The sequence below is a fragment of the Pseudomonas sp. TWR2-1-1 genome (assembly GCF_049897045.1).
Classification (GTDB): Bacteria; Pseudomonadota; Gammaproteobacteria; order Pseudomonadales; family Pseudomonadaceae; genus Aquipseudomonas; species Aquipseudomonas versuta.
This window is the reverse complement of record NZ_JAFCVM010000002.1, coordinates 365,067-377,219: the sequence shown is the minus strand read 5'-3', so window position 1 is coordinate 377,219 and position 12,153 is coordinate 365,067. Positions and strand designations below refer to the sequence as shown.

Sequence of the window (12,153 nt, the reverse complement as noted above, 5' to 3'; positions counted from 1 at the left end):
GGGGCCTGCCTGCTCACAGAGCGTGGCCCATCTTCAGCAGCGCCTGAGCCAGCGCCTCGACTTTTTCCGTGGCTTGTTCGATCGGGGTTCCGGCAAAGCCGATAAGCAGTCCGGGCGGCAAGTAACGTTTCACGCAGTAGTCGCTCAAGGCATAGGTATGGATCTGGTGTCGGGCCAGCTCCTTGGCGATGACCGCGTCATCCAGTCCGGGGTCAAGCCAGGCAATGACATGCATGCCGACATTGACCGGCTTAACGTCCATGAAATTACCCAGCCGCTGTTTCAGTGACTGTATCAGGCAGTCCTGGCGCGACTGGTAAAGAGCGCGCATACGCCGGATATGGCCAAGGAAATGACCTTCGCGGATGAAGTCGGCAGTGACCGCTTGCAGCTGGGTCGACGGGCTGCGGTCCATGACCGCGCGCATGGCACAGAAGGGCTCCACCAGTGCCTCGGGCAGTATCACGTAGCCCAGACGCAAGGAAGGGTAGAGCACCTTGCTGAAGGTGCCGACGTAGATGACACGGGACCACTGGTCCATGGCGTAAAGAGCGGGCAGTGGCTTTGCGCAATAGGTGAACTCGCTGTCGCAGTCGTCCTCGATGATCCAGCGATGGCCACGATTTGCCCACTCGATCAATTCCTGGCGCCGGCCGTAGCTCATGGTAATGCCCAGCGGGTGCTGGCGTGACGGCGTGGTGAACGCAAGACGAGCCTCAGGGCATTCTTGAAGGCCTTGCTGCAGATCGATTCCCTGGTCGTCGATACGCAGTGGCACCACCCGGCAACCCTGGGCCTGCAGGGCAATGCGCGCCGAGATATGGCCGGGGTCTTCCATCCAGATACTGTCCTGCGGATCGAGCAGCAACATGCCCAGCAGGTTGAACGCCTGCTGGGCACCCGAGACGATCACCACCTGGCCGGCTTCGCACTCGATACCGCGAGCGTCATAGACATACTCGGCAATCGCTTCGCGCAGTTGCAGCAAACCCTTTACTTCGCCGTAACCCAATATGGCTTTGGTCGGCTGGCACAGGTGCCGGTTCATCAGGCGTTTCCAGACGTGCAGCGGAAAGGCATCGAACGCGACCTGACTGGGCAGGAAAGACGTCGGGCAGTCCGGCTCCCAGGCCTGGTAGGAGACGCCGTTGAAATGGTCGCTGCGCATGGACAGCACAGATTGGCTCAAGTGTGACAGGCGCGGCGGTCTGGACGGCTCGTCAGGGGCGGCTTCACGGTTCTCCCATTCCGCGCAGACATAGGTACCGGCACCGGGGCGTGAGACCAGAAAACTTTCAGCGATCAGCAGGTCGAAGGCATTGAGGATGGTAATCCGTGACAGCCCCTGTTCTTTGCACAGGGTCCGGGTGGAGGGCATGCGGGTGCCTCCTTGCAGCCGGCCGGCGAGGATTTGCTGGCGAATCTGCAAGTACAGTTGACGGTACAGGGGAGTTGAGCTGGTGCGGTCCAGCGTGAGGCCGGTCAGGAGCCGACCGCCGGGGGATTTCATGGTCTGTTTGCCTCTATTGTTCTTATTGCGCCCTCAGGCACTGAGGGGCGCCATTATGTTGCACGGACCGGCGCAGCAAAACCCGTCTGCACAAGAGTGTGCGAGGTGTCGGCGACACTGTGTTCAAGGCTGGACCTCTTGCCGTGCGGTGGCCGCCAGGTCCTCAAGGAATACCCGCAAAATCGGTGACGGGGCAACGCCGCGCCGCGTGATGACATCGAACGGCGACTTCAAGTGCAGGCTCATCGGGGCCAATTGTTGCATCTCACCGGAATTGACCCACTGAGCGGCAAAGTGGATGGGCAGAAACCCCAGATAAGCACCGGAGATGATCAGGATCGCCAGCGCCTCGATGTTGTCTACGGTGGCGGCGGCTTTGCTCACACCCAGTCGGTCCAGGTCGTGCTGCTGCATGAAGCCCCGGGCTACGATTCGACTCTCGCTGATCTCTTCAAGCAGTTCGGCACTCTCTGCGGTACTGCCGTGCAAGGGATGGCGCCGCCCGCAATACAGTCCGAGGGCCTCCTGGTACAGGGGTAAATAATCCAGTCCCGAGACGTGATTCGGGAAGTGCCCGATGGCCAGATGCAGGCGGTTGTCCAGCACCCGTTCTTCGAGTTCGGCAGGGGTGCCGACATACACATTGAGGTGAACATCGTGGCCTCTGGAAACGAAGCGCTGGGTGGTTTTCGGCAGGGGAGAATCGGGGTCGGTAATGGTTGAGTCAATGATGCCCAGGTTCAGCTTGCCGGTGATCTTCTGCTTGAGCACATCGGCATCCAGGCAGAAGTCATCTACGGCGGCCAGCAGCCGCCGGGTAGATTCGAAAATCGCCACGCCCTGTTCTGTAAGGCGAAAGCCGCTGCGCCCGCGCTGACAGAGCTTGACCCCAAGACGGGTTTCCAGATGGGTCATCTGTTCGCTGATGGTCGACTGGCCGATATTCAGCGCTGCTTGAGCCGCAGAGAAGCCGCCGCATTTGACGATCTCGGCGAATACTCTGAGCAGCTTCAGGTCCACGGTATGTAGCTGATTCAACCGGTCCTCTCCCTATCGATGCATCGGATCTGCCGATATATGTATCGGATGATTAGGATTTTTTCTATGAAAAGCTGCGCTCATAGTCACTCCAGCGCCAGGCACTTACCAGTGCGCCCCCATGGCAATAACAAGAATTGGAGATAGATCGATATGTCTAGCAATGGATATGAGTCCGGCCGTTTGAACCTTCCGTTTGTAGGGCATTGCACGTTCGGTAAATCCCCGGTCTGTACTGATTGGGAAACCCTGGATGCCGATGTCGCCATCCTCGGCGCACCCAATGACATGGGTACACAGTGGCGTTCGGGCGCCCGTTTTGGGCCGCGCGGGATTCGCGAGGCATCGACCCTGTTTTCTTTCGGTCATGCCGGTGCCTACGATCACGAAGATGACGTGATGTACCTTACCTCCCAGGACGTGCGCATGGTCGATGTGGGGGATGCGGATATCGTCCACACCGATATGAAAGCGAGTAATGACAATATCGAGTTTGCGGTACGTAAGATTCTTGAGTCAGGCGCAATGCCTGTGGTCCTGGGCGGCGACCACTCGGTTCACGCCCCGGTCATCAAGGCCTTCGAAGGCAAAGGGCCTATTCATATCGTGCACTTTGATGCGCATCTGGACTTTGTTGATGAGCGTCATGGGGTTCGCTACGGCCACGGCAACCCGCTGCGCCGCGCTTCAGAAATGAACCATATCGTCGGCATGACCCAGATGGGCATCCGCAACGTTTCGTCCTCCAACCGCGATGACTATGAAGCGGCCCACGCTGCCGGCTCAAAAATCCTCTCGGTGCGCGATGTCCGTCGCCTGGGTACCGAGGGCGTTCTGGAGCTGATCCCACAGGGGGTCAAGTACTACATCACCATCGACATTGACGGTTTCGACCCTTCGATCGCCCCGGGCACAGGCACGCCGAGCCATGGCGGCTTTCTGTACTACGAGGTGCTGGAGATTATTCAGGCGCTGGCCAAGCGCAGCAAAGGCAACATCATCGGCATGGACTTGGTGGAGGTCGCTCCGGTGTATGACCCGGCGGGCGTGACGTCGATTCTTGCCGCGCAACTGCTGCTCAACAGCATCGGTTTTATCTACCACGAACGGGCCAAGGCCCGCGCACTCTGAAACACAAGTGCCGGGGGCTTGCGTGCAGCCCCGGATTGAGTCTTGAACCCAGGAGGCCTGGTGCGATGTCTGACGCCCGGCCCGAGAGAATAATAATGGACACGACGGTCAAGCAGTACTTGCAGAAATTCGGCTTGAGCGAAGCCACCCAGGCTTTTCTCGGCAAACAGCAGAAGATGTTTATTGGTGGTGAATGGGTCGAGGCCAGCGACAAACAAACCTCGGATGTCATCGAGCCCTCTACCGGGGGCTTTCTGACCCGTGTTCCCATGGGCACCGCGGCCGATCTGGACCGCGCCGTGCAAGCCGCCCGGGCACAGTTTGACGGTGGTCCGTGGCGTCAGGTCAAACCGCTGGAACGTGAGCGGATGCTGCATCGGCTGGCAGAACTGATTGAGCTCCATGGCGATGAGTTGGCTGAAATCGAGTCGATCGACATGGGCAAGTCGGTGGTCGCGGCACGGGCTGTCGATGTGCAAGGCACAGTGGATACCCTGCGTTACTTTGCAGGCTGGGCCACGAAAATCCACGGCCGTACCGTTGAACCGTCGCTGCCCGGTAATTATCTGGCCTACACCCGTAAAGAGCCGATCGGGGTGGTGGGCGCTATCGTGCCGTGGAACTTCCCTCTGCAAACCATGGCCTGGAAACTCGGCGCGGCACTGGCAGCCGGCTGCACCATAGTAGTCAAACCGGCTGAATTGACTTCGCTGTCGGCCTTGCGCTTCGCTGAGCTGGTGCAGGAAGCGGGCATCCCGGATGGTGTGATCAATATCGTCACCGGACGGGGAAGTGTGGTGGGCGCCGCGATGGCGACGCATCCGGGCATCGACAAACTGACCTTCACCGGTTCGACGCCGGTCGGACGCACCGTCGGCCAGGCGGCGCTGGGCGACATGAAGCGCCTGACCCTGGAGCTGGGGGGGAAATCCCCGGTAATCGTTCTCGCGGACGCCGACGTGCCTGCCGCGGCACAAGCGATTGCCAACGGGGTGTTCTTCAACTCGGGCCAGGTGTGCGACGCCGGCACCCGGGCCTACGTCCATCGCAGCATTTACGACAGCTTTTTGCGTGAACTGATCGCCTGTACCCGCGCACTGAAAATGGCACCCGGGCTGGACCCGGACTGCTTTATCAGCCCGCTGGTATCGCAACAGCAGAAGCAACGGGTACTGGACTACATCGCCCTCGGCAAGCGTGAGGGGGCCGAGCTGGTATACGGCGGCCAGCCGGTCGACGGGCCGGGCTACTTCGTGGAGCCGACGATCTTTGCCCATTGTCGCAACGACATGCAGATCGTCCAGGAAGAGATTTTCGGCCCCGTGCTGGTCACGGCTGCGTTCGATGATGATGAGCAAGCGCTGGCGCTGGCCAACGACTCTTCCTATGGCCTGGCTGCAGCCCTGTACTCCAACGACCTGGGCCGGGTGCACAGCCTGATCCCGCGTCTGCGGGCCGGGATGGTCTATGTCAACGGCCACGGCACCATCGATCCTTCGATGCCGTTTGGTGGCTACAAGCAGTCCGGTTTTGGCAAGGATCTGGGGGCTGAACAGCTCGATCACCTGCTGGAAACCAAAGCCGTGTGGATAACGCTGCCCTGAGTGTCGATTGACACTCCTGTGCACCGGGCGGCTGTCACAACCCTGATAAAGGGCGACAGCTCGCCCCGGGGCAGGGCAGTTATCGGGTCATGATCTTCACTACTTCTGCGAGTACATCATGCACACACCACCCTCATCGGCTGTTGAAGGGCACTCAATCGATTTCATTCCCGAAAATGAGCGCACCGACAAACTTTCCAGCCAGGGACCTTTCTGGTTTCTCGGCAACTTCACCTTTTTCACCATGACCATCGGCTTTGTAGGGCCCAGTGTTGGCTTGAGCGCCCTATGGACGATTCTGGCCGGCACGCTGGGCATCATGTTTGGCACCTTGTTCATGGCCTTCCACGGTTCCCAGGGGCCGCACCTGGGGTTGCCGCAGATGATCCAGTCGCGGGCCCAGTTCGGCTATCGCGGGGTAATTCTGGCGCTGCTGGCGACGCTGTTTGTGTTCGCCGGTTTCAATATCGTCAACTTAGTGTTGATGATGCAGGGCCTCAAGGAACTGTTTGGTTTTGATCCGCTGACGGTTGCGCTGGTGGTGACAGTGCCGGCGACCGTCCTGGCAATCTTGGGGCATGACTGGATGCATCGCAGTTTTAAATGGGCCCTGTTTCTGTCAATTCCCCTTTACGGGCTGGTGACACTGGCGGTGCTGATGCATTGGGTGCCCGACACGCCGCTGTCACTGCTCGCTATCGGCGAGGTCGAGGCACCGCCCCTGGGTTTTAACTGGACCGGCTTTATCACCCAGTTTGCCGCGGCGGCCAGTTACAACATCGCCTATGCGCCGTATGTGTCCGATTATTCGCGTTACCTGCCGAAGAATACCCATAGCGGCAAGTTGATTGCCGTGGTGTTTCTCGGGGCCTCGCTGTCGGGTGCCTGGATGATTGCAGTGGGCGCCTGGCTGGCCGACCACCTGCATGCCACCAACGTTCTGGTGGCCCTGTCGCAAGTGGGCAATACCGTCTCATCCATGATGGGCATCGTGGTGGTCGGCGTCACCATCCTGGTGTTTCTGCCGGTCATGGCAATGAACATCTACAGCGCGAAGCTGACCACCCTGACCTGCGTCGACTCCATCAGGCATATCGAACCGACGCGCAAGGCGCGGGTGCTGGCAATCATTTTCGTGATCCTGCTGCAGCTGGGTGTATCGCTGGGTCTGCAGGACTCTGACAAGGGCCTGTCGGTATTGGGCATCTACCTGGTGGTGATGCTGTATTTCCTGGTGCCCTGGACTGCGGTGAACCTGACGGACTACTTCTTTGTGCGCAAGGGGCGCTACGCCATCCCGCATTTCTTCATGGCCCGCGACAGTCTTTACGGCAGCTGGGGCCTGCGCGGCCTTGCGTCGTATGCCATTGGTTTCGTCGCAATGATCCCGTTTTTCTACATCTTCGATGGCGTGGCCCAGAAAGAAGTGTTTGTCGGCCCGCTGGCCAAAGCCCTGGGCAATATCGACGTTGCCTGGCTGGTCGGGCTGATCGTGTCCGGCCTGACGTACTTCTGGCTCAGCCGCTCGATTGATCTCAATCATGAAGAGCGGGTCATTCAGGACATCGAACAGACGCATCCGCAATACAGCACTGGGGACCCTGGGGCGGCGGTCATGCCGATGCCGGTACCACTTGTGCCGCTGGTCAGTGAAACGAGTATTTGGAGATAACCATGAACAATAAAAAATATGACTACATCATCATTGGCGCGGGCTCTGCCGGGTGCGTGCTGGCCAACCGTCTGACCGAAGATGCGGACGTAGAGGTGCTGGTCCTGGAGTTCGGCGGCAGTGATCGCAGCGTGATGATTCAGATGCCGAGCGCTTTTTCGATGCCCATGAACACCACCCGCTACAACTGGCGCTATGAAACCGAGCCGGAGCCTTACCTCGACGGACGTCGCATTCACTGTCCGCGCGGCAAGGTGCTGGGGGGCTCATCCTCCATCAACGGACTGGTCTATATCCGCGGGCATGCCTATGACTTTGATGAATGGGAGTCCCTGGGTGCCGAAGGCTGGGGCTACCGTAATTGCCTGCCGTATTTCAAGCGTGCCGAGAGCTGTGATGCCGGCGGTGATGCTTATCGCGGCGGCAGCGGCCCGTTGCATACCAGCAGTGGCAACAAAATGAAGAACCCGCTGTACGGGGCGTGGGTCGATGCCGGTGAAGAGGCGGGTTACATCAAGACCGACGACTGCAACGGTTATATGCAGGAAGGCTTTGGTGCCATGCATATGACGGTCAAGGACGGGGTTCGATGCTCCACGGCCAACGCTTATTTGCGCCCGGCCATGGAGCGTCCCAATCTGACGGTGATCACCCGGGCGATGACGCGCCAGATCGTGCTCGACGGCAAGCGTGCAGTGGGGGTGAGCTACGACCACGGCGGCCAGACCCATACCGTGCGCTGCTCCCGGGAAGTACTGATCTCGGCGGGGCCCATCGGTTCGCCGCACCTGTTGCAACGCTCGGGTATCGGTCCGGCTGCGGTACTGAACAAGGCCGGGGTGGTGGTCAGGCATGATCTGGCCGGGGTCGGCGAAAACTTGCAGGACCACTCGGAAATCTACATTCAGTACGCCTGCAAAGAGCCGGTGACCCTGAACAGTAAAATGGACCCGCTGAGCAAGTTGATGATCGGTTTGCGCTGGCTGGTTTGCAAGGATGGGCTGGGTGCAACCAACCACTTTGAAGCCGGCGGTTTCATTCGCTCGGGGCAAGGGTTGCGCTGGCCGGACATTCAGTTTCATTTTTTGCCGGCGGCCATGCGTTATGACGGTAAAAAGCCGATCAAGGGGCACGGCTTCATGGTGCTCACCGGGCCGAACAAACCCAAGAGCCGTGGCCATGTTCGAATTCGCTCGGCTGACCCTTACGAGCATCCCGAAATTATCTTCAACTATTTGCAGCGTGAAGAGGACCGCGAGGGGTTCCGTCGCTGTGTGCGGCTGACCCGGGAAATCATCGGCCAGCCGGCGATGGATCGCTTCCGTGAGAGCGAAATCGCTCCGGGGCCGAATGTGAACACTGATGCCGAGATTGACCAGTTCGTACGTGAGAACCTTGAAAGCACCTACCATCCGTGTGGCTCGTGTCGTATGGGTGAAGACGACATGGCGGTGGTGGACTCACAACTACGGGTACGCGGGATTGAAGGTCTGCGGGTGATCGATTCATCGGTCTTTCCAACCGAACCCAACGGCAACCTCAACGCCCCGACCATCATGCTTGCCGAGCGGGCCGCAGATCTGGTTCGCGGGTGCGGGATGTTGCCCGAATCCGATGTGGTGGTGGGCCTGGCTGCGCAGTGGGAAACCAGCCAGCGGCCTTCGGCACCACTGAGAAATGTCAGGGTTTAAATCTTCAATGTGCTGTGCAGCAAGTGCTTCGTGGCTTGCTGCCGGCCATGAACCAGACTCGCGAAACTGCCGCGTCAGGCTGACGGGGTGTGCTTGCAGGGAGGGTGCTGCTTTGATGAGCACAACAGCGTTTTGGTTTCAGATGTTCGGGGGGAGTTTGCTGCGTTTGCATGGAAGCAAAAGTGGAGCGGGTAGAGGGAATCGAACCCTCAACTAAAGCTTGGGAAGCTTTCGTTTTGCCACTAAACTATACCCGCTCAGAGCGGCTGACTTTGTACCAGAAGTCAGCCTTGATGAGAAGTTTTTATTCCTGAAATTGCAAATTTCAAGCGCATCCAATCCCTCACTTCCCCCCTGACACCGCATCAGCGGCTAGCTGCCAGGTGCAGAGAGTGTGCCGGCTCCAGAAAATCGAGCACTGCGGCCTTGCTGATATGGCTGGCAGATTTGTGTTCCATATCCAGAAAATGACCGGTGTTTTCCAGGCGCACAAACTGACTGTTCTCAATCGTGCGGATAAAGTGTCGAGCGTCATTGGCCGAGGTGTATTCATCCCATGCGCCATTGATGAACAACACCGGAATCTCGATGCCCCGGGACGTATTGAGGAAGCATGGATAGTCGCAGGTCAGGACCTGGTTGATGTGAAAGTGCATTTGCGCGTACTCGTGTTCGGCCAGGCTGCTGACATGCCGGAAGTTGAAGCGTTTGAACAGCGACGGTAGATGTTTGCCCAGCGTATCGTTGACCAGGTTGCCCACTTGTGTGCGGTTGCAGTCTGCAAGGCAGCGCCGGCCACGCTCCAGGTAATCGCGCATGGCCTCGTTGATCAGCGGTGAAAACGAACTGATCACGGCTTTCTCGATGCGTCGTGGGCTGCACGCCAGTGCTGTCAGCGCGGTAGTCCCGCCCCAAGAAAACGACATCAGGTAATTCGCCGAAAAATGCTCGATCAACTCCAGAAGCACTTGTGCTTCAAGTTCTCTGGTCAGCATTTTTTGATGTCGATTGTGAGGTTTTGACTTGCCCGCATAGGGCTGGTCGTACAGTACGACGTTCATATGCGGGTGCAGATTCTTCAGGGTCTGGGCAAACGATGCGGTCGTGGCCATGGAGCCGTTGACCAGGATAATGGTGTGCTCTGCAGTAGCCGAGCGATAGAACTCGGTGTGAATTCGATACTGGCCTTGAAGGTCGAGCACGGTGATTTCGGGCTTGAGCATGGCGTCGGACTCCAGTGAATCGAGCGTCGGTCAGACCGAGGATGCACCGGGTATATGACAGTCAGGCGGGCGAGGGGTCAGAACAACCCGACTTCTTCAGGGCTCAGGGGCCGGTACTGGCCGGGGGCGAGCTGGCTGTCGAGCACCAATGGCCCGATGCTCTCCCGGTGCAGGCGCACAACCTTGTTGTTGAAGTAGCCAAACATGCGTTTGACCTGGTGGTAACGCCCTTCGACGATACTCAGGCGAGCACTGCAGGGGCCCAGCAATTGGAGCCCGGCGGGTTGCGTGGTCAGGTCTTCATAGGCGAAATAAATGCCTTCATTGAACTTAGTTACATACTCGGCGCCAATCACCTGCTCGGTCTCAACGTAATACACCTTGGGCATTTTGGTTTGCGGTTGGGTCAGATGGCGTGACCAGTGGCCGTCATTGGTAATCAGCATCAACCCGCTGGTATTGAAGTCCAGCCGGCCCGCGATATGCAGATCGTGCTTGTCCGGTTCGTCCAGCAAATCGAGCACTGTCGGGTGCTCCGGGTCTTGCGTGGCACTCACGCACCCCGGCGGTTTATGCAGCATGAAGTACCGTGCAGGCTTGCCGGCCTGCAACAGTTGAGCGTCGTATTCAATGCGACTGAAATCCCGGACTTCATGGTGCGGATCGCTAACGACCCGGCCATCTACCCGTATCCGTTTTTCGATCAGCAGCAGGCGCACTTGCTGGCGGCTGAATTGGGGCTGGTTGCTCAGAAAACGGTCTAGGCGCATAACGATCAATCACAATAAATACAGACGGGCATCTTACGCGAGGCGTTCCGCCTGCGCGGGCGGCAATTGGCTTAGAACGTTCGCACAACGCGGGCATAGGCAGGCCAGATTCTGCTGTTCGAGTGGCAAAGCTTGCAGCACCTGCGGGTCGATACTCACGCCATAGCACCAGCAGGGCTGGTTCGCGGTATCAGCGCGGGCCATTGAGCAGTCATTGCGCGCGCCGCATGCAGGGCACAGATCAGGTGGGGTCATGGCAGGAGTCCTGTGATTGGCCTGCGTATTGTATGCGCACAGCAGGCCTGTATGCCCCGGGCAGGATCGAAGGTCAGAATTATTCCACACGCGGCACCGAAGCCGTTTTTCGTGGTCTTAAAAGGTATCGGATGGCATTGCCATCTGCCGCTACCCGGCGCCGCCGGGTGTGCTCCTTAGCGGTCCGGGAGGCCGCCATGTATCGTCGTCTGCTTACCCTTGTCGTCCTTAGTCTGGCGTTGTGCGCCTGTGTGCCCTATTACCCTGGCTACGGAGGCTACCGCTCTGAGGTTTATGTAGCGCCAGCGCCCTATGGCTATGGTGGATACGGCCCTTATTACGGCCATTCCCGTGGCTACTATGCTCCGCCTCCACGCTATTATCAGGGACCGCCGCGTTATCACCACGGGCCTGCTTATCAGTCAGGTCATGGGCCTGGCCATGGCGGGGAGCAAGGCCAGGGCCGGGGCTGGGACAGGTAGAGATTACCGGCGGGTTGCACAGATGAATTGACAATGGAGACGGGCTTTTCTAGTGTCCGCTCCATTGTTTTTCAGGATGTAGTCATGACGTCGGATGATCGTATAAAACTTGAACCGGTCTGGAAGCAGGCTTTGCGTGAGGAGTTCGAACAACCTTATATGGCCCAGTTGCGTGAATTCCTGCGTCAGGAGCATGCCGCCGGCAAGGAAATTTACCCGCCGGGCCCGCTTATCTTCAATGCCCTTAACCTGACCCCGCTGGACAAGATCAAAGTAGTCATCCTTGGTCAGGACCCTTATCACGGCCCTGGCCAGGCACATGGCCTGTGTTTTTCGGTCCAGCCCGGCATTTCCGTACCACCCTCGCTGGTTAATATTTATAAAGAGCTCAAGCGCGATCTGAATATCGATATCGCCACCCATGGCTGCTTGCAGCACTGGGCAGAGCAGGGGGTTTTACTGCTCAACACCACCATGACAGTGGAGCGCGCAAACGCGGCGTCTCACGCCAAAAAAGGCTGGGAGCATTTCACCGACCGGATTATCCAGGTCGTGAGCGAGCAACAGCCCAAGCTGGTGTTTTTGTTGTGGGGCGCCCATGCGCAAAGCAAGCAGAAATTGATCGATGCAACCAAGCATCTGGTGCTGACGTCAGTGCATCCTTCGCCGCTTTCCGCTTACCGAGGGTTTATCGGTAACGGTCATTTCAGTCGCACTAACAAGTTTCTTGAGCAAAACGGGTTGACCCCGATCGACTGGAAATTGCCGCCAGCCTGA

10 protein-coding genes and 1 tRNA gene are annotated in these 12,153 nt (G+C 58.6%); 5 read left to right on the top strand and 6 right to left on the bottom strand.

The window, feature by feature from the left end:
• Positions 1-13: 13 nt before the first annotated feature.
• Entirely contained in the window at positions 14-1,510 is a 1,497-nt protein-coding gene (locus ACP7BO_RS06670; RefSeq protein WP_426209232.1) for a PLP-dependent aminotransferase family protein, read from the bottom strand.
• Positions 1,511-1,633: 123 nt separating this feature from the next.
• On the bottom strand, positions 1,634-2,548 hold the full coding sequence (locus tag ACP7BO_RS06665) for a LysR family transcriptional regulator (RefSeq protein WP_426209230.1): 915 nt from the start codon (positions 2,546-2,548) through the stop codon (positions 1,634-1,636).
• 153 nt (positions 2,549-2,701) lie between these two features.
• On the opposite strand from ACP7BO_RS06665, the gene speB reads away from it, so the two are divergent.
• The 4 genes from speB to betA all read left to right on the top strand — a co-directional run bounded on the left by speB (position 2,702) and on the right by betA (position 8,646).
• Complete coding sequence (gene speB / locus ACP7BO_RS06660; protein WP_003440552.1) at positions 2,702-3,679, top strand: agmatinase; 978 nt, start codon at positions 2,702-2,704, stop codon at positions 3,677-3,679.
• Between the two features lie 95 nt (positions 3,680-3,774).
• Positions 3,775-5,283: an aldehyde dehydrogenase family protein gene (locus ACP7BO_RS06655; RefSeq protein ID WP_003440554.1), complete on the top strand. Its 1,509-nt coding sequence runs from the start codon at positions 3,775-3,777 to the stop codon at positions 5,281-5,283.
• A gap of 118 nt (positions 5,284-5,401) precedes the next feature.
• Entirely contained in the window at positions 5,402-6,955 is a 1,554-nt protein-coding gene (locus ACP7BO_RS06650; protein WP_426209228.1) for a purine-cytosine permease family protein, read from the top strand.
• Positions 6,956-6,957: 2 nt separating this feature from the next.
• Positions 6,958-8,646: a choline dehydrogenase gene (betA, locus tag ACP7BO_RS06645; protein ID WP_426209226.1), complete on the top strand. Its 1,689-nt coding sequence runs from the start codon at positions 6,958-6,960 to the stop codon at positions 8,644-8,646.
• 183 nt (positions 8,647-8,829) lie between these two features.
• Here betA and ACP7BO_RS06640 read toward each other — a convergent pair.
• From ACP7BO_RS06640 to ACP7BO_RS06625, 4 genes are all read right to left on the bottom strand, one after another.
• Positions 8,830-8,903 (bottom strand) — tRNA-Gly (locus ACP7BO_RS06640).
• A gap of 108 nt (positions 8,904-9,011) precedes the next feature.
• Positions 9,012-9,869, bottom strand: a complete 858-nt coding sequence (locus tag ACP7BO_RS06635; RefSeq protein WP_426209224.1) for an alpha/beta fold hydrolase — start codon at positions 9,867-9,869, stop codon at positions 9,012-9,014.
• Positions 9,870-9,946: 77 nt separating this feature from the next.
• Positions 9,947-10,639: a pseudouridine synthase gene (locus tag ACP7BO_RS06630; RefSeq protein WP_397454580.1), complete on the bottom strand. Its 693-nt coding sequence runs from the start codon at positions 10,637-10,639 to the stop codon at positions 9,947-9,949.
• Positions 10,640-10,672: 33 nt separating this feature from the next.
• Positions 10,673-10,894: a cysteine-rich CWC family protein gene (locus ACP7BO_RS06625; protein WP_073509640.1), complete on the bottom strand. Its 222-nt coding sequence runs from the start codon at positions 10,892-10,894 to the stop codon at positions 10,673-10,675.
• Positions 10,895-11,460: 566 nt separating this feature from the next.
• On the opposite strand from ACP7BO_RS06625, the gene ung reads away from it, so the two are divergent.
• Positions 11,461-12,153, top strand: a complete 693-nt coding sequence (ung, locus tag ACP7BO_RS06620) for a uracil-DNA glycosylase (protein ID WP_426209221.1) — start codon at positions 11,461-11,463, stop codon at positions 12,151-12,153.